Source organism: Streptacidiphilus alkalitolerans (genome assembly GCF_042511045.1).
GTDB classification, from domain to species: domain Bacteria; phylum Actinomycetota; class Actinomycetes; order Streptomycetales; family Streptomycetaceae; genus Streptacidiphilus; species Streptacidiphilus alkalitolerans.
Genome location: NZ_JBHEZX010000009.1, coordinates 197,677 through 219,293 on the forward strand (window position 1 = coordinate 197,677; position 21,617 = coordinate 219,293).

General features: G+C 72.3%; 25 protein-coding genes. 15 read left to right on the top strand and 10 right to left on the bottom strand.

Annotated features, from left to right (window positions below; genetic code table 11):
• Positions 1-10: 10 nt before the first annotated feature.
• The 7 genes from ACEZDG_RS21830 (at position 11) to ACEZDG_RS21860 (ending at position 5,795) form a co-directional block, all read left to right on the top strand.
• Entirely contained in the window at positions 11-994 is a 984-nt protein-coding gene (locus ACEZDG_RS21830) for an AraC-like ligand-binding domain-containing protein (RefSeq protein WP_380512160.1), read from the top strand.
• A gap of 187 nt (positions 995-1,181) precedes the next feature.
• On the top strand, positions 1,182-2,117 hold the full coding sequence (locus ACEZDG_RS21835) for a LysR family transcriptional regulator (RefSeq protein ID WP_380512162.1): 936 nt from the start codon (positions 1,182-1,184) through the stop codon (positions 2,115-2,117).
• Positions 2,118-2,228: 111 nt separating this feature from the next.
• Positions 2,229-2,882 carry a hypothetical protein gene (locus ACEZDG_RS21840; RefSeq protein WP_380512164.1) on the top strand — a complete coding sequence of 218 codons (654 nt, stop codon included), beginning with the start codon at positions 2,229-2,231 and terminating at the stop codon, positions 2,880-2,882.
• Between the two features lie 26 nt (positions 2,883-2,908).
• Positions 2,909-3,499, top strand: coding sequence for a hypothetical protein (locus tag ACEZDG_RS21845; protein WP_380512166.1), 591 nt, complete (start codon positions 2,909-2,911; stop codon positions 3,497-3,499).
• 79 nt (positions 3,500-3,578) lie between these two features.
• A complete protein-coding gene (locus ACEZDG_RS21850) occupies positions 3,579-4,301 on the top strand; it encodes an isocitrate lyase/PEP mutase family protein (RefSeq protein ID WP_380512363.1) in 723 nt (240 codons plus the stop codon).
• A gap of 144 nt (positions 4,302-4,445) precedes the next feature.
• On the top strand, positions 4,446-5,324 hold the full coding sequence (locus ACEZDG_RS21855; protein WP_380512168.1) for an NmrA family NAD(P)-binding protein: 879 nt from the start codon (positions 4,446-4,448) through the stop codon (positions 5,322-5,324).
• A gap of 30 nt (positions 5,325-5,354) precedes the next feature.
• Positions 5,355-5,795: a VOC family protein gene (locus ACEZDG_RS21860; protein ID WP_380512170.1), complete on the top strand. Its 441-nt coding sequence runs from the start codon at positions 5,355-5,357 to the stop codon at positions 5,793-5,795.
• A 7-nt stretch (positions 5,796-5,802) separates the two neighbouring features.
• Here the strand turns inward: ACEZDG_RS21860 and ACEZDG_RS21865 are convergent, their stop codons facing one another.
• Both ACEZDG_RS21865 and ACEZDG_RS21870 read right to left on the bottom strand, forming a co-directional pair.
• Complete coding sequence (locus ACEZDG_RS21865) at positions 5,803-6,273, bottom strand: GNAT family N-acetyltransferase (protein WP_380512172.1); 471 nt, start codon at positions 6,271-6,273, stop codon at positions 5,803-5,805.
• A complete protein-coding gene (locus tag ACEZDG_RS21870; protein WP_380512174.1) occupies positions 6,270-6,812 on the bottom strand; it encodes a GNAT family N-acetyltransferase in 543 nt (180 codons plus the stop codon). The genes ACEZDG_RS21865 and ACEZDG_RS21870 overlap by 4 nt, the downstream gene beginning before the upstream one ends.
• Before the next feature lie 72 nt (positions 6,813-6,884).
• Between ACEZDG_RS21870 and ACEZDG_RS21875 the strand changes: the two genes are divergently transcribed.
• On the top strand, positions 6,885-7,226 hold the full coding sequence (locus ACEZDG_RS21875) for a VOC family protein (RefSeq protein ID WP_380512176.1): 342 nt from the start codon (positions 6,885-6,887) through the stop codon (positions 7,224-7,226).
• Positions 7,227-7,254: 28 nt separating this feature from the next.
• On the opposite strand, the gene ACEZDG_RS21880 is transcribed toward ACEZDG_RS21875, so the two are convergent.
• Positions 7,255-8,283: a LuxR family transcriptional regulator gene (locus ACEZDG_RS21880; protein ID WP_380512178.1), complete on the bottom strand. Its 1,029-nt coding sequence runs from the start codon at positions 8,281-8,283 to the stop codon at positions 7,255-7,257.
• Positions 8,284-8,477: 194 nt separating this feature from the next.
• On the opposite strand from ACEZDG_RS21880, the gene ACEZDG_RS21885 reads away from it, so the two are divergent.
• Positions 8,478-8,645, top strand: a complete 168-nt coding sequence (locus tag ACEZDG_RS21885; RefSeq protein ID WP_380512180.1) for a hypothetical protein — start codon at positions 8,478-8,480, stop codon at positions 8,643-8,645.
• Between the two features lie 159 nt (positions 8,646-8,804).
• Entirely contained in the window at positions 8,805-9,335 is a 531-nt protein-coding gene (locus ACEZDG_RS21890) for a hypothetical protein (protein WP_380512182.1), read from the top strand.
• Positions 9,336-9,868: 533 nt separating this feature from the next.
• On the opposite strand, the gene ACEZDG_RS21895 is transcribed toward ACEZDG_RS21890, so the two are convergent.
• A complete protein-coding gene (locus ACEZDG_RS21895; protein WP_380512184.1) occupies positions 9,869-10,369 on the bottom strand; it encodes an SMI1/KNR4 family protein in 501 nt (166 codons plus the stop codon).
• 116 nt (positions 10,370-10,485) lie between these two features.
• On the opposite strand from ACEZDG_RS21895, the gene ACEZDG_RS21900 reads away from it, so the two are divergent.
• Positions 10,486-10,992, top strand: a complete 507-nt coding sequence (locus tag ACEZDG_RS21900) for an AAA family ATPase (RefSeq protein WP_380512186.1) — start codon at positions 10,486-10,488, stop codon at positions 10,990-10,992.
• A 225-nt stretch (positions 10,993-11,217) separates the two neighbouring features.
• Here the strand turns inward: ACEZDG_RS21900 and ACEZDG_RS21905 are convergent, their stop codons facing one another.
• Positions 11,218-12,825: a glycosyltransferase family 2 protein gene (locus ACEZDG_RS21905; RefSeq protein WP_380512188.1), complete on the bottom strand. Its 1,608-nt coding sequence runs from the start codon at positions 12,823-12,825 to the stop codon at positions 11,218-11,220.
• Between the two features lie 160 nt (positions 12,826-12,985).
• On the opposite strand from ACEZDG_RS21905, the gene ACEZDG_RS21910 reads away from it, so the two are divergent.
• A complete protein-coding gene (locus tag ACEZDG_RS21910; protein ID WP_380512190.1) occupies positions 12,986-14,092 on the top strand; it encodes a glycoside hydrolase family 26 protein in 1,107 nt (368 codons plus the stop codon).
• A 25-nt stretch (positions 14,093-14,117) separates the two neighbouring features.
• Here ACEZDG_RS21910 and ACEZDG_RS21915 read toward each other — a convergent pair whose 3' ends face one another.
• From ACEZDG_RS21915 to ACEZDG_RS21935, 5 genes are all read right to left on the bottom strand, one after another.
• Positions 14,118-15,185: a hypothetical protein gene (locus tag ACEZDG_RS21915; RefSeq protein WP_380512192.1), complete on the bottom strand. Its 1,068-nt coding sequence runs from the start codon at positions 15,183-15,185 to the stop codon at positions 14,118-14,120.
• Positions 15,186-15,304: 119 nt separating this feature from the next.
• Entirely contained in the window at positions 15,305-15,895 is a 591-nt protein-coding gene (locus tag ACEZDG_RS21920) for a SigE family RNA polymerase sigma factor (RefSeq protein WP_380512193.1), read from the bottom strand.
• Between the two features lie 97 nt (positions 15,896-15,992).
• On the bottom strand, positions 15,993-16,469 hold the full coding sequence (locus tag ACEZDG_RS21925) for an SRPBCC family protein (protein WP_380512194.1): 477 nt from the start codon (positions 16,467-16,469) through the stop codon (positions 15,993-15,995).
• Positions 16,466-16,843 carry an ArsR/SmtB family transcription factor gene (locus ACEZDG_RS21930; RefSeq protein WP_380512196.1) on the bottom strand — a complete coding sequence of 126 codons (378 nt, stop codon included), beginning with the start codon at positions 16,841-16,843 and terminating at the stop codon, positions 16,466-16,468. The genes ACEZDG_RS21925 and ACEZDG_RS21930 overlap by 4 nt, the downstream gene beginning before the upstream one ends.
• A 499-nt stretch (positions 16,844-17,342) precedes the next feature.
• Positions 17,343-18,179 carry a YihY/virulence factor BrkB family protein gene (locus ACEZDG_RS21935; protein ID WP_380512197.1) on the bottom strand — a complete coding sequence of 279 codons (837 nt, stop codon included), beginning with the start codon at positions 18,177-18,179 and terminating at the stop codon, positions 17,343-17,345.
• Positions 18,180-18,660: 481 nt separating this feature from the next.
• On the opposite strand from ACEZDG_RS21935, the gene ACEZDG_RS21940 reads away from it, so the two are divergent.
• The 3 genes from ACEZDG_RS21940 (at position 18,661) to ACEZDG_RS21950 (ending at position 21,491) form a co-directional block, all read left to right on the top strand.
• Positions 18,661-19,134, top strand: coding sequence for a group II truncated hemoglobin (locus ACEZDG_RS21940; protein ID WP_380512198.1), 474 nt, complete (start codon positions 18,661-18,663; stop codon positions 19,132-19,134).
• A gap of 85 nt (positions 19,135-19,219) precedes the next feature.
• A complete protein-coding gene (locus tag ACEZDG_RS21945) occupies positions 19,220-20,179 on the top strand; it encodes a hypothetical protein (protein ID WP_380512200.1) in 960 nt (319 codons plus the stop codon).
• A gap of 73 nt (positions 20,180-20,252) precedes the next feature.
• Positions 20,253-21,491 carry a threonine/serine exporter family protein gene (locus ACEZDG_RS21950; RefSeq protein ID WP_380512202.1) on the top strand — a complete coding sequence of 413 codons (1,239 nt, stop codon included), beginning with the start codon at positions 20,253-20,255 and terminating at the stop codon, positions 21,489-21,491.
• Positions 21,492-21,617 lie beyond the last annotated feature (126 nt).

Consider the following 21,617-nt stretch of genomic DNA (forward strand, 5'->3'; position numbering starts at 1 on the left):
GACGGGAGACATGGACGGGAAGGAACGGTTCGACTGCTGGCGGGAGCTGATCGGGCGCAGCCGGGCCAGTGAGGTCACCAGTGCCCACACCGAGGACTTCGAGGCGGAGATGCGGCGGCTGGAGCTGGGGCCGGTGACCCTGCTCAGGACCTCCTTCCCGGCGGCGCGCTTCCGGCGCACCGCGCGCATGGTGCGGCAGACGGACCCCGAGGTGTACAACCTGACGCTGCTGCTCGACGGGGGCATGGCGCTGACGCAGGACGCCGACCCGACGACCGCGTTCGGGCCGGGCGACCTGCACCTGGTGCACAGCTCCCGCCCGTTCGACCTGCGGGCCTTCGGCGCCCGCGGCAGCGGCCGGGAGGAAGGCCGGGTCGAGGCGGTGGGCATCGACTTCCCCGTGTCGATGCTGCCACTGCCGCCGCACCGCCTGCGCAACGTGCTGGGCCGGGGGTTCTCCGGGCGGGAGGGCACGTCCGCGCTGCTCGCGGAGTTCCTGGTCGGCCTGGACCGGCAGGCCGCCGTCCTCGGGCCGGCCGAGGCGCCCCGGCTGGGAGCGGTCGTGGTCGACCTGGTGGCCACCCTGCTGGCCCGGGAGCTGGACGCCGAGGCCGCGGTGCCGGAGGACGCCCGGCGGCGGGTCATGGTCGAGGAGGTCCGGGCGTTCATCCGGAGGAACCTGCACGATCCCGAGCTGACGCCGTCCGTGGTCGCGTCCGCGCACCACATCTCCGTCAGCTATCTGCACCGGGTCTTCACCCAGCAGTCGGAGGGCGAGACCGTCGCCGCGTGGATCCGCGGCCAGCGGCTGGAGCGGGCGTGCCGCGACCTGGCGAACCCCGCGCTGTGCACCATGCCGATCCACGCCGTGGCCGCCCGCTGGGGCATCCCGCGCGCCTCGGACTTCAGCCGCGCCTTCCAGGCCGCGTACGGTCTCCCGCCCAGCGAGCACCGGCAGCGGGCGCTGTCCGGCAGTGGGGCTTCGGGCGAGTAGACGCAAAGACAAGGAACTGTCGACGCAGCGCCAACACGGTGGAACGGCGCGCTGGCATCCTCGACGGGGGCAGGAGGGCGACGCTCGGCCTTCCGACCAGGTCCGCAAGGGAGCGTGCCGGGCGCCGGCCCGGCGCGCTCCCTGGGGAATCCGTCACAACCAGATGTTGTTCCCCTAGGGTGGCGCCATGGATCTCGAAACCGTCCGGACCTTCGTCGCCGCCGCCGACGCGGGGCAGTTCCAGGAGGCCGCCGCCGAGCTGGAGGTCACTCAGCAGGCCGTCTCCAAACGCATCGCCACCCTGGAGCGCAACCTCGCCGTTCGACTGTTCACCCGTACTCCGCGCGGCGCCGAACTCACCATCGACGGGCAGGCATTCCTGCCCCACGCGCGCGAACTGCTGCGGGTGGCCGAGCGCGCGGTGGCCTCGGTGCGCACCGGCCGCCGTCCGCTGCGGATCGACGTGCTCGCCTCGCGCAGCGCGCAGTCCGGCCTGATGCGCGGCTTCCACCGGGCGCACCCCGAGATCGAGCTCGACGTGCTGATGCTGTTCGACATCGAGACGGCCGTCGCCGCCATCCGCTCCGGTGCGATCGACGCGTCCTTCCGCGCCGTCTCCGTGCCCGGCCGGCCCCTGCCCGAGGACGTCGAGTCCGTCCGGGTGCTGGACGAGCCGCTGCAACTCCTCACCGGCCCCGCCCACGCACTGGCGGGCGCCCGCTCGGTGACGCTGGATCAACTCGCCGGGCACCGGATCTGGATGCCCGGCATCGTCCCCGGCACCGAGTGGGCCGCCTACTACGACGACCTCACCGCCGAGTTCGACCTGACCATCGAGGCGACCGGCCCCAACTTCGGCTCCGACGCGCTGCTTGACACCATCGCCGACACCCCGGCCCTGGCCACCTTCATGGGCGAGCACACCCGCCTGGTCTGGCCGGCCGACCACGGCCTGCGCCGGATCCCGATCACCGACCCGACCCCGGTCTACCCGCACTCGCTGCTCTGGCACCGCGACAACCCGAACCCGGCGCTGGCCGTGCTCCGTGCCCACCTCGCCACCGCGGCGGCCGGCCACGGCGCCGCCGGCACCTGGATCCCGCGCTGGGCGGCGCCGCGCTGAGGGCGCTGGGCCGAGGGTGCTGCGCCGGGCCCGGCAAGCCACACGCGTTCGGGACCGCGCTGCGTCCTGGGTGTGATCCTGGGCGTCGAGACTTGCCGTATGCCACGGGGGATGATGCTGCGTCAGGCAGCGCGAAGACGAGCGGCCGCGGTGCTCACCGCGCTGGTGGTGCTGACCGTGCTCACCGGCTGCGGCTACTGGCGCCCCTTCAACGACGCGGTGGTGGGCCGGACGCAGACCGGTGTCGAGGTCGTCGAGTTCGGCGGTGCCGGCACCGTCTACCGGGGCCGGGCGCTGACCACAACGGACGGGCAGACCTGGCGGAAGGTCCTGGTCCCGGAGGTGACCTTCTCGTCCGGGCTGCCGGGGCTGCGGGTGCGCACCGAGGACTGCGTGCCGGGGCAGCCGGAGCACTGCTACCGGGTGGTCCCGGGGCAGGCCCGGGTCCAGGAGACCGCGGACGGCGGCCGGCACTGGACGACGGCCTGGGAACTGACCGCGGGGCGCACCCTGTTCCTGCGCCGGGGCGACGGCTACGGCGCGGACAGCACCGGCGCCGCGCCGCGCCTGGAATCGACCTCGCTGGTGCTCCTGCCAGCCGCCGCCGGGTACACCGTCGTCGTCGCGGACCAGAACGACGGCCTGGTGCTGCGCCGCCCGGACGGCCGGTGGGCCCGGGTCGGCCCTGGGGGGTGTCTGACGGATCTCCGCGGCGTCGCGGGGCCCGGCACGCACGCTCGCCGCGTTGGCGAACCACCCTGGTAGCTCCGCTACAAGGGCGCTCCGCCGCCTTGCGATCGCACGCACCGGACCCCGCTCCTTCATCCGCGGAGATCCGTCAGACACCCCCTACCGGCGAGGCGGACGACCCCGGGGGCGCGGTCCCCGACACCGGCCTGGGCCGCAACATCGGCAAGGAGTACCTGCTGGCCCTGAGCGCGGCCGGGCTGGCCCTGCTCGCCGGGCTCGGCGCGGCCCGGCTGCGCCGCCCGGCCGGGCGTCCGCGCCGTGCGGTCCTGGCCGCCGAGGGCGCGCGGATGCTGCTCGGGGCGCTGTGGGCGGCCGGGCTCGACCTGGCCGACGGCTTCTCCGGGGAACCGGGCACCGGTGCGGCGGCGGTGATGCTCCTGCTGACCTGCTGCGTGCTGACCGCGCTGGTCCTGCTGCGCAGGACCTGGCCGGCCACCCGCGCGCTGAGCCTGGTCCTGGCCGGATCCGCCCTGGTCGTCGGCACGCTGACGCTCCTTCCCTTCCTCGGCTGGACCGTGGCCCGCCCCGACAGCTACACCCTGGCCTGCTGGCTGGCGCTGGGCCTGGCCGGCTGCGGCACGGCCGTCAACTGGCTGCTCGGCCACCGCCTGTCCGCGGCGGCGCGGCACTAGGGTCTGTGGTCGGACCGCGAGCCCGTGCTCCTTCTCCTTCGATTCTCCTTCGATCCCTGAACCTGGACAGGTGACCCAGATGACCGTCTCCGCCTTCCGCGCCCTGCACCGGGGCCGCACCGCCGACCACCCGCTGGTCCTCCCGGGCCCGTGGGACGCGGGCAGCGCCCGGGTCTTCGTCGACGCCGGCTTCCCCGCGCTCGCCACGCCGAGCGCCGGCGTGGCCGCCTCGCTGGGCTACGCGGACGGCTCGACCCCGCCCGAGGAGATGTTCGCCGCGGTGTCCCGCATCGTCCGGGCCGTCTCCGGCGCCGTGCCGGTGTCCGCGGACATCGAGGGCGGCTACGGCCTCGCCCCGGGGGAGCTGGTGGGCCGGCTGCTGGAGACCGGGGCGGTCGGCTGCAACCTGGAGGACTCCGCGGCGGACGGCACGCTCAAGGACCCCGGGCAGCACGCGGACTGGCTGGCCGAGGTCCGCGCGGCGGCGGGCGACGCCCTCTTCGTCAACGCGCGCGTCGACACCTTCGTGCACGGCACGGGCGACCTCGCCGACGCCGTGGCCAGGGCCCGGCTCTACGTGGCCGCCGGAGCCGACTGCGTCTACCCGATCCTGGCGCCGATCGCTGTGCTCCCGGCCCTGCGGGCGGGGATCGAGGGCCCGATCAACATGGCCGCCGGTCCGGACAAGGACTCGGTGGCCGAGCTGGGCCGCCAGGGCGCCACCCGGATCACCTTCGGCCCCGGCCTGCAGCGCTCGGCGATGGAGGCGACCCGCGCCCTCGCCGAAAGCCTGCGCGGCTGAGGCGCCCGCCCTCTGGATCTCTGAGCCTCCGGGCTTCCAGTGCTAACGGGAGCACGTTAGCGATTTGCCGATTTACCGCTAACGTGTTTCTGTTGACAGTGGAAACAGCAGCGCTGCCGCGCTGCCCCACGCTTGGAGGCTGCCATGATCGTCATCACTGCTCCCACCGGCCAGATCGCCCACCAGGTCCTGGACACGCTGGTCGCCGAGGGCCGACCGGTCCGGGTGATCGCCCGCGACCCGTCCCGGCTGGCCCGGGGGACACGTGAGCGGGTCGAGGTCGTACCGGGCTCGCACAACGACCCCGCGGTCCTGGCCGAGGCCTTCGCCGGCGCCGACAGCCTGCTGTGGCTGGTGCCGCCGAACCCCGGCGCCGGCGACATCCACGAGCACTACCTCGACTTCACCCGCCCGGCCGCCGACGCCGTCAAGGCCCAGGGGGTCGAGCGCATCGTCGGCATCACCAGCCTGGGCCGCGGCTACGGCCGGCACGCGGGGCTGCTGTCGCCCGCGTTCGCGATGGACGAGCTGATCGAGGGCACCGGGGCGCACTACCGGGCCCTGGCCATGCCGTACTTCATGGAGAACCTGCTCAACCAGGTCCAGGCGATCAGGACGACGGGGACGTTCTTCCTGCCGAACGCCGCCGACCGGCCGCTGGCGACCGTCGCCACCCGCGACATCGCCGCAGCCGCCGCGGGCCTGCTGCTCGACGACACCTGGACCGGCCAGGAGAGCGTCCCGGTGATCGGCCCCGACGCCCTGTCGCCCGAGGGCATGGCGCAGGTCCTGTCCGAGGTGCTGGAGCGCCCGGTGCGCTTCCAGCAGGTCGAGGACCAGGCCTACCGGGCCACGATGCTCCAGTACGGGATGACCGAGGCCTGGGCGCAGGGGCTGGTCGACATGGCCACCGCGCAGAACGACGGCATCTACGACGCCGAGCACAAGTCCCTGGCCGCGCCCGCCCCCACCGGCTTCCGCCAGTGGTGCGAGGAGGTGCTCAAGCCCGCGGTCCTGGGCTGAGGAGCCCGCGCCGCGTCCTATGCTCGGGGCATGACCATTCAGCGGATGGACAACGTCGCCATCGTCGTCGACGACCTGGACGCGGCTGTCGTGTTCTTCACCGAGCTCGGCATGGAACTGGAAGGCCGGACGGAGGTCGAAGGCGTCCTGGTCGACCGGATCGTCGGGCTCGACGGTGTCCGGAGCGAGATCGCGATGATGCGGACCCCGGACGGCCACAGCAAGCTGGAGCTGACCCGCTACCGCAGCCCCGCGGCGGCCAAGGCCGAGCCGGAGAACCCGCCGCCCAACACGCTGGGCCTGCACCGGGTCATGTTCGCCGTCGACGACATCGACGACACCGTCGCCCGCCTGCGGGCCCACGGCGCCGAACTCCTCGGCGAGGTGACGCAGTACGGGAGCGTGTTCCGGCTCTGCTACCTCCGCGGGCCCGCGGGCGTCATCGTCGCCCTGGCCGAACAGACCGGCTGAGGGCCGGCTAGGGCCGGACCGTGCTCGGGGCCAGCGGCCGTTCGAAGCACAGCGAGTTCTCCACCCCGGCGTAGGACCCGAAGTTCGGGATCCGGGTGTATCCGGAGCGTGTGTAGAAGCGGACGGCGTCGGGCTGGGCGATCCCCGTCTCCAGCCGAAGGCTGGTCCAGCCCCGGTCGCCGGCCCACTGCTGCAACGCGTCCAGGATCCGCGGCGCGACTCCCGTGCCGCGGAAGGCGGGGGAGACGTACATCCGCTTGACCTCGCCGACTCCGTCCCCGAGGTGGCGCAGCGCCCCGCAGCCCACCGCGGTGCCGTCCTCGTCGCGGGCCACCAGGAACACCGCGATGTCCGCCGCCGAGGGCGGCACCCCGGGCTCGCTGTCCGGCGTCCCGTACCGCTCGGCGATCTCCGCCCGCTGCGCCGCACGCAACCGGGCGCCGTCCGGATCCGCCCACGGAACCTCTTCGACCTTCATGCCGAGAGCTTCTTCGTCAGCAGCTCGAACTGCAGGTCGTCACGGGTCGGCAGGTCGAAGCGCTCGTCCCGGCGCGGGAAGGCGGTCAGCTGACCGGTGCGGACGTAGCCGCGGCGGACGTACCAGGCGACCAGTTCCTCGCGGAGCGAGATCACCGTCATATGCATCTCGGCCACGCCCCACTCCTCCAGGGCGAACCGTTCCGCCTCCGCGATGATGACCTTGCCGAGACCGCCGCCCTGGAGCGTGGGCCGCACCGCGAACATGCCGAAGTAGGCGTGGTCCCCGCGGTGTTCGAGCTGGCAGCAGGCGATCAGTTCGCCATCGCGCTCGACCGCGAGCATGCGGCTCCCGGGCCTGGCGATGACGGCCGCGACCTCGTCCCGGTCGGTGCGGCGGCCTTCCAGGAGGTTGGCCTCGGTCGTCCAGCCGGCCCGGCTGGAGTCGCCCCGGTAGGCGGATTCGATGAGGTCGACCAGGGCGGGCACGTCGTCCGGGACGGCGGTGCGGAACACGGGACGGGCTGCGGCGGTATCCACGGCAGAAGGCTAACCGACGCCACCGGGAGCGCCGACCACCGGATCACGGCCGGCCGACCGTAGCATGACGCCATGACGATGGATCTCTTCGCGGGCATCCCGGTCCGCGGCTACACCGAGGCGGTGGCCTGGTACGAGCGGCTGCTCGGTGCCACGCCGTCGTTCCTGCCCAATGACACCGAGGCGGTCTGGGAACTGGCCGAGCACCGGTACCTGTACATCGTGGTCCAGCCCGAGCACGCCGGGCACGCGCTGCACACCGTCTTCGTCGACGACCTCGAGGACCGCCTCGCCGGGATCGCCGCCCGGGGCCTGGCACCCGCCGTACGCGAGACCTACGCCAACGGCGTCCGCAAGGCCACCTTCCACGACCCCGACGGCAACCGGATCAGCTTCGGCGGCAGCCCCGTCTGAGCGGACGGACGCCGCCGAGGAGCTCAACTCAACCGGCTCCGTCGCCGGGCCCGTCGACCTCCGGTTCCAGCAGTCCGCTGGCTGCGGCGATCACTCCTCCCTGGAACCGGCTGTGGGCTCCGAAGGAGTCGAGCAGGTCGGCGATGTGGCCGCGGCAGGCGCGGACGGACAGACCCATCCGCTTGGCGATGACCTCGTCCTTGAGGCCGTTGGCCATCAGCGTGAGGATGGACCGCTTCATCTCGGTGACCGCACCGCGGGCTGCCGCGGGGCCGGTCTGGTAGGGCGCGCCGAGGTTCCAGGCCTGCTCGAACGCGGAACACAGGTACTCGATGATCGACGGCTCGCGGACCACGACCGCCCCGAAGCGGTGTTCGCGGTGCGGCAGGAACGCGGTCTGACGGTCGATGATGATCATCTGGCCGGGGATCTCGGCGACGGTCCGGATCCGGGAGCCGGCGGCGAGCACGGTCTCGGCATAGGCCTGGGTCGCGGTGTGGAACCGTGCGGTGTGCTGGTAGAGGCTGCGCAGGGTGATCCCGCGCTTCAGCAGCTCCAGGTCGCGGGGCAGTGCGTCGGCCAGGGCGGCCGGCGGGCGGCCGCCGCCGGGCTGGCAGGCCATGAGCTCTCGCTCGCAGGTTGCGCTCAGGTCTGTGATCAGCGCGCGGACGGCGAACTTGTCCTCAAGCACGTCCACCCCGCTGGAGGTCCGCGAGGCGTGCGGATCGCGGTAGTGGGCGGTCACCGCCGCGATCCGCGAACGCAGCCGCTCGGTCCGGGCGCGCTCGGCCGCGAGGTCGCTCTCCGCCTGCCGGTTCGCACTCTCCCTGGGGCCCACCAGGGCTGCGGTCGCCACGGCGGGGCTCACGGCGGTGAGACCGTCCGGGCCGGGAACCAGGACGTGGCGGTCGATGAGCGCCGCCACGGCGTCCCGGCACTCGTCCTCGCCGCAGCCCAGCTCACGGGCGATCGACGGTATGTCGTCCGTCACGCACCGGCCCTGCGCCGCGGCCCATGCGTAGACGTCGGACAGGACGTCGTCCTGCGTATGCATCACGCCCCCGTACTCCGTCCCGGATTTGTCCGGTTCGGATGTGTATGCCTTCCCTCCTGTTTTCTCCACGTCACATGATGACCCATCGTCAGCATGGCGAAGAGATCCCCGGGGGCGGCAGTGTTGGTTCCGGCCGAGGGGCGGGCAGCCTCCGGCCGGACAGTGTTCCGTCGATCGAATCCTAGGGGGAAGGCGTCATGCGCAAGCTCGCGCTGTTCGGACTGGTGGTTGTCGCGATGCTCGGTGTGACCTCCGGCGTCCGCGCCGGGAGTACCGACCACATCCGCTCCGCCAGTGTCCTGGCGGACAGTGGCTGGGGCGACCCCTGCCGCCCCTTCTCCCTGGGGTCGTGCGGCGGTCACTAGACCCCCGGGCAGTCGCCCGGGTGCGAGGTAACGGCGGCAGCCAGTCGTCGACGGGCGGGAGGCGGGACCTCGCGCTCCGGGTGACTGCCAGTCCCATCGTCCCGGGTTCTCCGGTCGATGATGCTTTGTATACGAACAGAAGAAGAAAGCGGGAAAACCATGAAACTCCGGGCCATCTACACCCTGCCGGTCATAGCCTGCCTGGCGTCCGCGGCGCTGACCGCGCCGGCCGCGCACGCCGCCACGAAGACGCCCGACATCCGGGTCTGCAACGCGGGCGACGGCTACACCTTCTCCAAGGGCGCCCGCCACTTGAACGTCAAGTGGACCGGCCTCGACCACAACGGGACCGGCTCCTCGACCACCTTCACCTTCAGCAGCACGAGCACCAGCACCGTCAGCAGCACGCTGTCCGCGAACTTCAGCGTCGACATCGGCTTCCTGCTCGAGAGCGCCAGCGCGACGTTCGGAGCCTCGTACACCAAGACGCAGTCCCTCGCGTTCACCAACAGCGCTCCGGTGAGCACCCCCGCCGGCTGGTACGCGCACGGTGAGTACGGCGAGTGGCAGCAGACCATCTACGTCGACTACGTGTACACCAACACGTCCTGCGCGCAGTCCATCATGGGGACCGGCACGCTCCAGGCGGATTCCGGCGCGGGGTGGGACACCTGGACCACCTCGTCCTGAGCCGTCTCAACCCGCCCGGCGGCCGGGTTGCCCCCGCACCTGAAGCCCAGGACCGAGACATCCCCCATCCGGGCGGGGGATGTCTCCGCCACCCGGCCCTTCTTCCCGGCTGCGGCTCCGGCCCGGGTCGGGGTGGCCATGGCCGGCCCGGGCATCGTCCGGCTGGTCCATGCCGAGACCGGGTCCTTCGGGGCGGCCGGACTGCTCGTCGGCTCGTTCGCGGTGGCGGAGACCCTGGTGGGCCCGCAGACCGCCCGCCTGATGGACCGTTTGGGACAGCCGCGCGTCCTCCTCCGGCCCCTGCCCACCCACGCCGTGGCGACCGCCGCCCTGGGCGAAGTCGCCCTCCTGCGCGGTCCCGCCCTCGCGGTACTGGCGGCAACCCAGTCGCACCCGGCACCCGCCGTACGCGAGACCTACGCCAACGGCGTCCGCAAGGCCACCTTCCACGACCCCGACGGCAACCGGATCAGCTTCGGCGGCAGCCCCGTCCGACTGATGTCCGCTCGGCCGCGACGTGGCTCGGCGGCGTTTCAGTCAAAGTCACCGGCGGAAGTGAGGCCCTCGACGAAGGACGCGAAGTCCGGGGCGAGGGCCAGCTCCACGTCGGCGTCAGCGTCGAACCACGCCACTGACGGTTCCCCGTGTCGCCCGCGCGCCCGGTAGTCCAGCGCGACCCAGCAGGGTCCGTCACCCCAGAGGAGCACGACGGGCGAGGGCAGACCCCATTCCTCGACCAGGTAGGGGCTGTCGAGCAATGAGATCGTGCGCTCGCGGTGGCCGATGCCCATCACATGGTCGAACGGGACGTGGTCCTTGCTCCAGGAGGTCGGCCTATCCGTACGGAAGGCGTTGCGAGCGGCTGTGACTTGGCCGCCGTTTTGGGCGCGCAGCAGATCGAGCAGCGAGGCTGGGAGCGTGACATCGAGCAGGTGCTCGGCTTCCCGCACAGCCCGGTCGGTCAGCGGCTGCTGCACCCCGTAGCCGCCGTCGGCGTCCCAGAACGCGGGCTGCACGTCATCGGAATGAGACATGACTCGCATCGTAGGCGTTGTGCGCTGCGGCGGCCGGGATTCCGTGGCCGGTACGTGGGGTTGGCGCCACGGATGACCTGGGCCGCAGTGTGTGGTCGGTGAGTGAGACTTGGGGCATGCTCGTCATTGTTTGCGGCTTGCCCGCTGCCGGGAAGACCACGCTCTCCCGCCGCGTGGCGCGTTGTCTTGGGGCCGTCCTGCTGCGGATCGACTCGATTGAGCAGGCGGTTGTGCGGTCGGGGGTGGCTGGGCACCCGGTCGGTGCGGTGGGCTATGTCGTCGCGCACGCCGTTGCGGCGGACCAGCTTCGGCAGGGGCTCAGCGTGGTCGCCGAGTGCGTGAACCCTGTCGCGGCCAGCCGTGACGGCTGGCTCGGACTGGCGACCGACCTCGGCGTGCCCTTCGCCGAGGTGGAGGTGATCTGCTCGGACGAGGTCGAGCACCGCCGGCGGGCGGCCGAGCGCACCGTGGACATTCCGGACCTGCCGCTGCCCTCCTGGGAGCAGATCATCGGCAGCCCCTACGAAGCCTGGGAACGCGAACACATCGTCATCGACACCGCGCACCGGAGCGTCGAGGACTGCGTGGCGGCGGTGCTCAAGGAGATCAGGCTGATCGCCTGACTCGTGGCCGCCGCCCTGGGGCACTTCACTTCGTTCGCTCGCCGATCAGCCTGCGGCGCAGTTCCTTCCGCCGCCAGCGGTCCGGGTCGGAGCGCCAGGCACTCTCGCGGCCCACAGCGCCACGCCACCGAGCGGGGTCGAGCGGCTAGGGGACGTGCGCACCGGGTGGGTGACGGGTCGTCAGTCGAACTTCGCCGCAGGGTGGACCCGACCGCAGGGCCGTGACTACGGTGCTGGCCGGCTCGGGGGGATCAGGGCGCGGATCACTGTGGCGGTGTAGCCGACTCCGGAGACGGTCAGCAGCAGGAAGTCCTCCGGGCGCAGCGTGCACATTCGCCAGGTCGCGGCGCAGAGCCAGAGCAGCGCGGTGCTGCCGCTCCAGCCGATCAGGCCGAGGCGCAGCCGGTGCCGGCCGCTGCCGGACGAGGCCGCTCCGGTCGGCTGCCAGCCCTCGGGCCTGCGGCGCAGCAGGTCGGTGATCGCGAAGACATGGGCCCAGCAGCAGACCAGTTTGGCCGCCCAGGCTTCCAGCCCGTAGCGGCAGCGGTGCCAGCGCGGGAAGACGACGGTGGTGTAGAGGATGGCGGGCAGCGCCAGCAGGGAGTTCTCGAAGCGCATCTGGTGGGGCAGCGCGAACAGCAGGGTCAGCGGGACCAGTGGGGCCATGAACACCGACGCGGCGGTCTGGATGTAGTGCAGGAACCCCGAGGCGTAGCAGAGCCGGGCGACCGGCCGCAGCTTGGTGCGCCAGAAGGCCGGGCTGGTCATCATCGACAGCGAGCCGGTGCACCAGCGGTACTGCTGCCGGTAGAAGGCGGTCAGGTTGTCCGGGCACAGTCCGGTGGCCAGCACCAGCGGGACGTAGCGCAGCTTCCAGCCCGCCGCCCCGAGTGCGAAGCCGGTGTGGACGTCCTCGGAGTGTTCGATCAGGGCGGTTCCGCCGATCTCGTCCAGGGCCGCGCGGCGGTAGACCGCGCAACTGCCGACGCAGATGGCCGCGCCGTGGTGCTGCCGGGAGACCTGCACATTGCGGTAGAAGAGCTCCTGGATGGCCCCGGCCCCGCGCTCGATCCAGTTCTGCCCGGTGCTCAGCACACGGAAGTGCTGCGGGGACTGGACGATGCCGATCCGGGGGTCGGCGGCCAGGTAGGGCAGCAGTTCGTCGAGCAGGTCCGCGCTGGGGCAGAAGTCGGCGTCCAGGATGAGGATGAAGTCGCCGTCGCTGCGGGCGAAGCCGTGCCGCAGGTTGCCGGCCTTCTTGAACCAGCCCCGGTCGGGGCGGGTGGTGTAGTCGAAGTCGAACGAGGCGGCCAGTTCCCGTACCTCGGCGGACGCGGAGTCGTCCAGGACCATCGGCCGGACGGTGCCCGGGTAGCGGTGGGCGAGCAGCCGTACGTGGTGCCAGGTGTTGTGCAGCACCGCGAGCGGTTCCCCGCACACGGGCAGGAACACGTCGACGGACGGGTGGACGGCGGGCTGCCAGGCGGCCACCACCTGCTCGTGCTCCCGCAGCCGGAAGGAGCGCCCGAAGCCGTTCACCCAGAGCGAGGCCAGGAAGTACACGGTGGTCAGCGCGAAGAACGGCAGGTAGAGCAGGAGCCAGGGGGAGGTCGCCATGAAGTTGACCTGGGACAGGCCCAGGCAGCCGAAGCTGACCAGCGAGCAGAGGGCCAGGGCGCCGGCGTTGCGCCGCAGGTAGGTGAAGCGTTCCGCCACGCTCGGGGAGGGGAAGAGCGGAGCCCCGAACTCCTCCAGGGCCGTGGGGTCGCCCAGGGCCGTGAGGTCACCGCCGGATTGTGCCCCGGGACGGTAGTGGTCGTCCACCGCGCTCATAACGCGTGCCTCCGGTGCATTGCGTGCAGGGACTGCAGAGAAAGGGCCTGGTGCGCTCTTTCCTAGCAGCCGGTCGAACAGCACCGGGACACGCGCGACGATAGGCATATCAAAGTCACTCGCGTGGTCCCGCGATGATGCGGCCGATTGGCCCAGTGGAATGCCGCGCTGGTGTCGGAACGCTGCTCCATTCCCGCTCCGGGTTATCTTTCCTGCGCACCGCCCGGTCATGGAAAGGAACGTGATGGCCCTGTTCGCTCGAAGCCGCCGACGGGCTGCCGGAATTGCGGCGGCTGCCCTGGTCGCCCTGGTCGCCCTGATTCCGCTTTCCGGTGCCGCGGCAGCGGGGAAACCCCTGCCGCACCCCCAGCCGCGCCCCGAGGCCCCCGGGTCGGCGGTCGCGTCCGCGCTGCTGCGCCCGTCCTCCACGCACAGGTACCTGGGCCTGGCCCAGAGCGGTGTGCCGCAACAGGCGGACCTGCTCCGGGAGGCCGCCGGGCGCATCGGCAAGACGCCCAACCTGCTGGAGTACTACGCGAGCTTCCAGGAGAACTTCAACGTCCAGGCCACCCGAAACGCCTGGAACCAGGGCGCGTTGACGCTCCTGACCTGGGAGCCCTTCACCGTCCCGCTTGCCGACATCGCGGCCGGCAAGGACGACGCCTATCTGCGGAAGTTCGCCGGCCAGGTGCGCGCCGCGAACATCCCGGTGGCCCTCAACTTCGGCCATGAGATGAACGGGTTCTGGTATCCCTGGGGCACGCGCAACAAGGCATCCGACTTCGTCCTGGCCTACCGCCACATCCACCAGGTCTTCGACCGGGTCGGGGCGAAGAAGGTGGTCTGGGTCTGGACGGCCAATATCGTCAACCACATTCCCACGGTGAAACTCGCGCCGCTCTACCCGGGCGATGCCTATGTCAACTGGATCGGAATGTCGGGTTACAACGAGGACTGGGAGCACTGGACTTTCGGTGACGTCTTCGGCCGCACCGTCGCCCAGATCCGCACCTTCAGCAGGAAGCCGCTGCTGATTGCCGAAACGGGGGTCGACGCCACGGCGGACCAGGCGGCTCGCATCTCCGACCTCTTCTCCTATGTGGCCGCCAGCCACGACATCATCGGATTCGTCTATTTCAACTACAACCAGCGCATGGACTGGCGTTTCGACGCCGATCCGGCGTCGGGCGCCCTGGCCGCCTTCCAGCAGGGCGCCGCTTCGCTGCAATTCGGCTTCGACGTAAGGAATTCCGCCGCGCACGGCTGAGCTGACCGGGGCGGCGGCCCCCCGATCAGGTGTGCCGGACGGTGAAGATCGGCGCCTGCGCCTCCAGGTCAAGCCCCGGCGTCCCCGGCGCGGTCGCGGTGTTGGCCGCGCCCATCCCGCCGTCGGCGCTCGCCGCGTTCAGGGACACGAAGCCCCTGCCCAGGCAGGAGGCCAACGTGCCGGGGACGGCCAGCCGCAACTGGACCACCATCCGCTGCCCGGCGTCCAGTTGCACCGTGTCCAGCAGCGGCCAGCCGGCGCCCAGCGACGCGGTGTGCCAGGGCCCGCCTTCCGACCAGCTGAACGTCCGGAACGGCGTGAAGTCGCAGCTCGGGGTGGAACCCCCGGCCTGCGCCCGCAGTTGGACCCCGTAGTACGGGGCGCCGGTGGTGTTGTCCAGGGTGAACGAGAAGGTGCCGGAGGCGCTGCCGGCGCTGACCGAGGCCGGACCGGTGGCCGTCAGCGACGGATCCACCAGCGGCAGCGTCTTCGTCCGGACGACGGCGGGTCCGCCCGGCGGGCTGAGCCGGACGCCGAAAGTGACGCTCTTGCTGCCGACCGGGACCACCCACAGGCGCTCGGTCGCGGTGCCTCCGGCCGGGAGCGCCAGGCGGTAGGCGGCGGTGTCGGTGAAGCCTTCCGTGCCGCTGGTGTAGGAGACCGGCAGCGCCTGCACGGCTCCGGTGGCCGGGTCCTGGCGCTGCACCACGGCCCGCTCGTCCGGCGCGGTCGCCCCCGGATGCGCGGAGGCCGGGCTGCCCAGGTCGAGCAGGACGTCCACGGTCCGGGCCGGACCGGGGTTGGAGACGGTGAAGCCCACCGGGTTCACCGCCCCCTGGGCCAGCTGCGAGGGGAGTTGCAGGGCCAGCACCGGGGCGCCCGCGGGTGCCGTCCCGGTCGGCCCGGACCCGGAACCGGACGAGGTCGGGTCCGGGATCGCGCTCGGGGCCGAGGACACGGGCGCGGGTGAGCTGCTGCTCGGGGGCACCACCGCCGGCCCCTGCCCCGAACCGCCCCCGGTCGTGCACGCGGTGCCGATCCCCGCGACGGCCACGGCCAGGGACAGGGTGGACAGGGCGATGCGTCGGCGCACGGTGCGCCTCCTTCCTCTCGAGCGGGCCGCCTCCGGGCCCTGCGCACGCGCTGTACGGGCTGCGCTCCCCGCCAGTGCGGCGAGCAACTGGTCAACACGGTCCGGCACCTGTTCGGTCATCAGAAGCGCTCCTCTCCGGCGGCACGCACGCCATGGGACTTGCCGCCGCGGACACCGGACGGCTCGGCGAGTCCTCCGCCCTCCGGCCCCTCGGACAGGTGCGGGGCCAGCGCCCGGCGCCCGCGCGCCAGCCGGGCCTTGACCGTGCCCGTGGGAGCGCCGGTCTGCTCGGCGACCTCCTCCACCGAGAGCCCGACCAGGTGGTGCAGGACGATCGCCTGCCGCTGCTCCGACGAGATCCGCCGCAACGCGGCGACCAGCGCCAAGTGGTCGGGCCCCAGTCCGGGCAGCTCGGGATCCTCCCGGCTGCGCCGGTGCGCGGTCAGCCGGTTCACCGCCTTGCGCCAGGAGGAGACGGAGATCCGGTAGGCGACGGTCCGCACCCACGCCTGCGGGTCGGCGTAGCCGGACACCCGCGGCCAGCGCTGCCAGGCGCGGGCGTAGGCCTCCTGGACGCAGTCCTCCGCCTCGGCCAGGCTGCCGGTCATGGCATAGACCTGACCCACCGTCTGCCGGAATGTCGCCGCGTAGAAGCCGTCGAAGCTCTGCTCCCGACTCTCGTTCCGGCTCTCGTCCCGCTCACCCGCCACCCTGGTGCCCCCTCCGTCCCGCACTCGTCGAAGGGGTCACGCGGGGGAGGGGGGTCCAGTTGCACGCGGGGGCCGGTTTTCTGCCGACGGGGAGCGGTCAGGCGCTGCGTCCGTCCAGTTCGACGGCGAGCCGGTCCAGTTCGTCGCTGGTGCCCCCCTCGCGCCAGTCGGCGCGGTCGTGGCCGTCGAGGTAGGCGCCGTGGTCGGTGAGGGTGAGACGGGTGCCGTCCCCCTCGGCGTCGAACTGGATGCTGACCAGGTTGACGGAGATGGGGGTGGCGTCGCTGTGCATGTGGTTGGTCAGGACGATGCGCTCGTTCGGCACGATGTCGCGGAAGCAGGCTTCGTAGGTGAACACGGGCCCGCCCTCCTGGTTGGTGAAGCTGCCGCGTTCGATTCCGCCGACGCGGAAGTCCACCTCCAGGGTGGCGGCGTCCGGGTCGGCGGTGTCGACGCCGGCGAACCAGCGGTTCTTGGCCTCCTGGTCGCCCCAGGCGGCGAACACCCGTGCGGGCGGGGCAGGGAACACCCGCTCGATGGTGAACGTGGAGTGGGTGACGAATCGATCGGTCATGACTCTCCCTCTGTGTGTGCCGGGGTCGTGCTGTTGCTGGTGCTGCCGGCCGAGCCTTCGTCCAGGAAGTCGCCGAGCCGGTCGAGGCGGCTCTCCCAGGTGGTGCGCTGCGCGACGATCCACCCTTCGGCCGCCCGCAGGGCGGACGGCTCGATCCGGCAGGTGCGCACGCGCCCGACCTTCTCGGAGCGCACCAGGCCGGCGGCCTCCAGTACTTGCAGGTGTTGGACGACAGCAGGCAGGGACATGGGCAGCGGCTTGGCCAGTTCGCTGACCGAGGCCGGGCCACGGGTCAGCCGCTCGACCAGCGTCCGGCGCGTGGGGTCGGCCAGAGCGTGGAAGACCCGGTCGAGCGGAACCTCATGGTTAAGCATGTACTTAAGTATTGAGGCAGTCGGTGCCCATAGTCAAGGAAGTGCTTAAGCAATGGCGGCCAGGGGGTCGCCGGCCCACGTCACCGCGCGCTCCAGACCCTGCACCCGGGAGCGTGGACCGTCAGCAAAACCACTGTGCCGCCGGCGAGAACCTCCCGGGTCCGGGTGACCGCGCAGCAGGCGTACGGTGCCCGCGCCTGCTGCGGCGCGGCAGTGGAGAGGGCAGTCGAAGGAGCAGAGGAGGGAGCAGAGGAGGGGAAGGGGCTCTCGTCCCGGTCCGGCAGTTCCGTGCGCGGCCACGCGGGCTCCACCACCGGGGGCCGCGTCGGCCGGGGCTTCGGGTGGCGTCTGGCCTGCTCGAGCGGGACCCCGAGGGCCCGTGCTCGGGCGTGCAGGCGGCGGCGTTCGCGTCGTTCGGACATGGCGACACTGTGCCTCGCCGCACCCGGTCCGCGCCAGCGCGGCTCGCCCGGCGCCGCTGCCGGGCCTCAGTCGGATCTCACTCGGGGGCGGTCGTCCGCTCCTCGCGGTTGAGCTCGACCGTGAACTGGGCTCCGGCCAGCAGCGCGAGATTGGAGACCCAGAGCCAGACCAGGAACACCACCACCCCCGCCAGCGAGCCGTAGAGGCGCCCGTAGGAGCCGAAGTTGGCCGCGTAGCCGGCGAAGGCCGCCGAGGCCGCGAGCCAGAGCAGAGCGGCGAGCACCCCGCCGGGCAGGGAACGGCGGACGCCCTGTGAGGCGGACGGTCCTGAGCGGAACAGCACCAGGACCAGCAGCGCCACCAGGAGCAGCAGGGTGGGCCACTTGAACACGGTCCAGGCGGCGCCCCCGGCCCCACCCAGGCCGACCGCGCTGCCCAGGGCCTGCGCCAGCGGCCCGCTGAGGACCAGGATCAGCGCACTGGCGAGCAGCAGCGCCAGCAGGGCCGCGGCGGTCAGCACGATCACGTGCGCCTTGCGCCAGGCCGGGCGGGTGTCCTTGACCCCGTGCACGACGTGCAGGGCGCGCCGGAACACGGCGAGGTAGCTGGAGGCGGACCACAGGGCGCTGGCACCGCCGGTGGCGACCAGGACCCACGCGGCGGAGCGGTCCGCCGCGCCGCCCAATGCCTGCCGCAACGCCGCACCGGACTGGGCCGGGGCCCACATGCTGACATGGTCCACCAGCGCGTCCGTCGTGGACCGGCTGACCAGGCCGACGATCGAGACGCTCACCAACAGCGCCGGCAGCAGGGCCAGGACGGCGTAGTAGGTCAGCGCGGCTGCCCAGTCGGACACGTCGTCGTTCCACATCGACACCGGTGTCCTGCGCAGCGCCGCCCACCACCTGCCCATCGACCGACGCGGCGGCTGGCGAAGCGGTAGGGCGGGGCGCCGCGCGGCCCCGGCCCCGGCATCGACGGAGGACTGCGGTGCTGCGGTGTTCCCCGGCGCCATGCCCGTCCTCCCGTGGTCGTCGCTGCGCTTCCGGCCGCTGATGGTTGGTCAGGTGGGCGACGACAAATGCCTGACAGCGCGCTCATGCCCCTGCGATCAGCGATTACTCCCACGACGGCCCGGTCCTCGCCCGAACGGCCTACGTTCCTGCGGCCACCGCGGCCAAGGGATGTCGCGCCAGGGGGTGTCGCGTCGGGCCGCGATCGACTCTGGCAGACTCGGCGGATGGCCAGAGACAGACGGAAGTCCCAGCAGCGGCACGTAAGCGAGAGACGCTCGAGCAGTGGCTGCGTCAGCCTGTGGGCGGGCTTGTCGAAAAGATGATGTGCTATCAACGAACCAGCTTGAGCCCGTTACGGGACGCTATGGGAGGAGCCGCGTGACCGAGCATTCCGAGACCCTGGTCGAAGCCATCGGCGGGACCGAGGCACTGCGCCGACTGAGCAACACCTTCTACGCCGCTGTGCTGGCCGACCCCCTGCTCGCACCCGTCTTCGTCAACTTCACCCCCACCCACATCGAGCACGTCGCCGTCTGGCTCGCCGAGATCTTCGGGGGCCCGACCCGCTTCACCGACGAACTCGGCGGCCACCCGGCCCTGCTGGGCGCCCACCTCGGGCTTTCGATCACCGAGGAGCAGCGCCTGCGCTGGATGGAGCTGATGGGCGGCGCCGTCGAGAAGGAACTTCCCGACGACGCGCTGCTGCGGCGCCGGGTGATGGAGTACTTCGACTGGGGGACCAGGATCGCCCGCGACGTTTCCGCCGAACCTGTGGGCGCGGAACTCGGCGACCCGGGACCGACGCCCCGGTGGAGCTGGGACGGTCTGGTCAAGGCCGAGGACCGCGACTGAGCCGGGCCGGGTGTGCGCCCGCAGGGCCCGGGTAGCCGCTGACTGACCGTATGCCGAGGACAGTTGACGGACCTGAGGAGACAGCATGGCCACCGCATCGATACGCAGGGCCCTGGCCGGGACGACCATGGCCGGGGCGATGGCGCTGGCCGGGTGCGCGAGTACCGGGACCGGCGCGGCGGGTGCAGGAACGGCGTCGGCGAGCGGGTCGGCGTCAGCTGCTGGGAGCGCCGGCAGCTCGTCCAACGACTCGTCCGGGGACGGTGCCGACGCCGCCAACGCCGCCGCGCTGCAGGCGGCCTCGGCCGCCACGATCGCGACCGGGTCGGCCAAGCTGGCCCTGGACGAGACCGTGCAGAGCGGCAAGCAGTCGATCAGCGTCACCGGTACCGGCAGCACCCAGCTCAGCGGCAGCGGCAGCGGCGGAAGCAGCGACGGTGAGTTCACGCTCACCGCCGCCGGCCAGAGCATCCAGATGCGGGTGATCGGCAAGGTGCTCTACGAGATGCTGCCGCCCGCCGCCCGTGCCAAGGTCCCCGGCCAGAAGCCCTGGGTGCGGATCGACCTCGCCAAGGCCGCCGCGGGCGCCGGCGGCACCATCAGCGCGCCCGACACCTCGCAGGCCCTCGGGTACCTCAAGGACGCCAAGGACGTCACCAAGGTCGGCACCGAGACCGTGGACGGGGCCAGCGCCACCCACTACCGGTTCCAGGCCGCGTTGCCGCAGAACAGCGGATCCATGCTCGGGGTGTCGCTCCCCAGCAGCATCCCGGTGGACGTCTGGGTGGACGCGTCCAACCACATCCGCGAGGAGAAGATCCAGTTCACGGTCTCCGCCTCGGCCACCGGCGCGGCCACCGCCACCGCCTCCGCTCCGGCCACCGGCTCGGCCTCCGCCTCCGCCGGTACCGGGGCGCAGAGCGCCAGCACCACCACGGACCTGCACCTGAGCGGCTTCGGCACCCCGGTGACGGTGACCGCGCCGCCGAGCGCGCAAACCACCGACCTGACCGGCGCGGCAGCCTCCGCCGTCGCCAAGGGCTGAGCCGTCCCACCGCGCTCCACCGGCTGGGTGCTTCGCGCTGCCGTGGCCGCGGGCGGCCAGCAGACTGGGTGTCATGGCTGATGGCGAGGTTGCTGCGGGTGAGGTCCTCGACCTGGTGGCCCGGCTGGCCGGACTGCTGGTGGCGGGCGGCTACGAGGGCACGCTGCGGGCCGAGGAACGGCTGACCGCGGTCGCCGCCGCCTACGGGGCGCGGGTGGAGGCGAGCGTGTCGGCGGAATCGGCGGTCGTGTCCATCGGCGGCGCGACCCGGGTCCTGGCGCATGCGCCGGAGATCCCGCAGCTGGACCGGGTCAGCGCCCTGAAGCCCTGGCTGGCCCGGGTGACGGCCGGTCAGCTGCCGGTCCGTCAGGCCCGGGCGCAGTTGGAGGCCATCGCCGCCTCACCTCCGCCCTACCCGCCGTGGCTGCGGGTGGCCGGGGTGGTGCTGTTCTCCGTCGGTTTCGGCGTGTCCATCCAGCCGACCTGGCAGGAGGCGTGGATCACCGCGCTCCTGGGGCTGGCGGTCGGCCTGATCCAGGCGGGCGTCCAGCGGTCGCGGCGCCCCGGCTGGCTGGCCCCGCTGTGTGCCTCCACCGTCGTCGGCACGGTCGTGCTCACCGCCTCCCACCAGGGCTGGGTGCACGGCGGCACGATCGCGCTGATGATCCCGGCCCTGTTTGTGTTCATCCCCGGGGACGCCATCACCATGGCGATGCTCGAACTGTCCGCCGGCCGCTATACCCCAGGCGCCGCCCGCATGGCCCAGTCGCTGGCCGCGCTGGGCACCCTCGCCTTCGGTCCGGTCCTGGCCGCCGCGGCCCTCGGCCTGGACCAGAGCGAGATCTTCGACCAGCCCGTCGCCCCCACCCTCGGCCCGGTGGCCGGCTGGCTGGGCTGGGCGGTCTTCACCGTCGGCGTGATGCTGGTCTTCGGCATGCGCACCCGCGACCTGCCCTGGGCCCTGGCCCTGGCGCTGGGCACCTACGGCGTGCAGCTGCTGACGGTCCGTACCCTCGGCAGCCTGGCCGGCACCTTCCTCGCCGCCGCAGCGATGGCAGCGGCCAGCCTGCTGCTGGGCCGCCGCCCGCGGACCCCGCCCCCGTATGTGCTCTACCTCGCCGCGTTCTTCGTGCTGACCCCCGGCTCGCACGGCCTGCGCGGCCTGGACGCCTGGCTCGGCGGCCACCCGGTGCAGGGACTGCACGATCTGGCCCAGATGTTCGCCCTGCTCGCCGCCATCGCCCTGGGCATGCTCACCGCCGCCTGCGTGCTGCCCACCGCCCGCCCCGGCGCCCGACGATCCTGGGGGTGAGGTGCTGGGGCGTCACATCGAGCCCGCCAGGAGGCCACCGGGGCCCGCATGCTAGGCCACGGTTCCCACGACGGCCCCAGCCAGGGCGGTGGAGGGCAGCGACTGGTCCGGCTCGCCCCCCTCGGT

What these genes read in the sequence shown, in the direction of transcription:
- ACEZDG_RS21835 (WP_380512162.1), top strand. Translation starts at nt 1,182, where the DNA reads ATGGATCTCGAAACCGTCCGGACCTTCGTCGCCGCCGCCGACGCGGGG.
- ACEZDG_RS21850 (WP_380512363.1), top strand. Translation starts at nt 3,579, where the DNA reads ATGACCGTCTCCGCCTTCCGCGCCCTGCACCGGGGCCGCACCGCCGAC.
- ACEZDG_RS21840 (WP_380512164.1), top strand. Translation starts at nt 2,229, where the DNA reads ATGATGCTGCGTCAGGCAGCGCGAAGACGAGCGGCCGCGGTGCTCACC.
- ACEZDG_RS21855 (WP_380512168.1), top strand. Translation starts at nt 4,446, where the DNA reads ATGATCGTCATCACTGCTCCCACCGGCCAGATCGCCCACCAGGTCCTG.
- ACEZDG_RS21830 (WP_380512160.1), top strand. Translation starts at nt 11, where the DNA reads ATGGACGGGAAGGAACGGTTCGACTGCTGGCGGGAGCTGATCGGGCGC.
- ACEZDG_RS21910 (WP_380512190.1), top strand. Translation starts at nt 12,986, where the DNA reads ATGCCGCGCTGGTGTCGGAACGCTGCTCCATTCCCGCTCCGGGTTATC.
- ACEZDG_RS21945 (WP_380512200.1), top strand. Translation starts at nt 19,220, where the DNA reads ATGGCCACCGCATCGATACGCAGGGCCCTGGCCGGGACGACCATGGCC.
- ACEZDG_RS21925 (WP_380512194.1), bottom strand. Translation starts at nt 16,469, where the DNA reads ATGACCGATCGATTCGTCACCCACTCCACGTTCACCATCGAGCGGGTG.
- ACEZDG_RS21905 (WP_380512188.1), bottom strand. Translation starts at nt 12,825, where the DNA reads ATGAGCGCGGTGGACGACCACTACCGTCCCGGGGCACAATCCGGCGGT.
- ACEZDG_RS21935 (WP_380512197.1), bottom strand. Translation starts at nt 18,179, where the DNA reads ATGGGCAGGTGGTGGGCGGCGCTGCGCAGGACACCGGTGTCGATGTGG.
- ACEZDG_RS21890 (WP_380512182.1), top strand. Translation starts at nt 8,805, where the DNA reads ATGAAACTCCGGGCCATCTACACCCTGCCGGTCATAGCCTGCCTGGCG.
- ACEZDG_RS21885 (WP_380512180.1), top strand. Translation starts at nt 8,478, where the DNA reads ATGCGCAAGCTCGCGCTGTTCGGACTGGTGGTTGTCGCGATGCTCGGT.
- ACEZDG_RS21950 (WP_380512202.1), top strand. Translation starts at nt 20,253, where the DNA reads ATGGCTGATGGCGAGGTTGCTGCGGGTGAGGTCCTCGACCTGGTGGCC.
- ACEZDG_RS21900 (WP_380512186.1), top strand. Translation starts at nt 10,486, where the DNA reads ATGCTCGTCATTGTTTGCGGCTTGCCCGCTGCCGGGAAGACCACGCTC.
- ACEZDG_RS21875 (WP_380512176.1), top strand. Translation starts at nt 6,885, where the DNA reads ATGACGATGGATCTCTTCGCGGGCATCCCGGTCCGCGGCTACACCGAG.
- ACEZDG_RS21860 (WP_380512170.1), top strand. Translation starts at nt 5,355, where the DNA reads ATGACCATTCAGCGGATGGACAACGTCGCCATCGTCGTCGACGACCTG.
- ACEZDG_RS21930 (WP_380512196.1), bottom strand. Translation starts at nt 16,843, where the DNA reads ATGCTTAACCATGAGGTTCCGCTCGACCGGGTCTTCCACGCTCTGGCC.
- ACEZDG_RS21895 (WP_380512184.1), bottom strand. Translation starts at nt 10,369, where the DNA reads ATGTCTCATTCCGATGACGTGCAGCCCGCGTTCTGGGACGCCGACGGC.
- ACEZDG_RS21865 (WP_380512172.1), bottom strand. Translation starts at nt 6,273, where the DNA reads ATGAAGGTCGAAGAGGTTCCGTGGGCGGATCCGGACGGCGCCCGGTTG.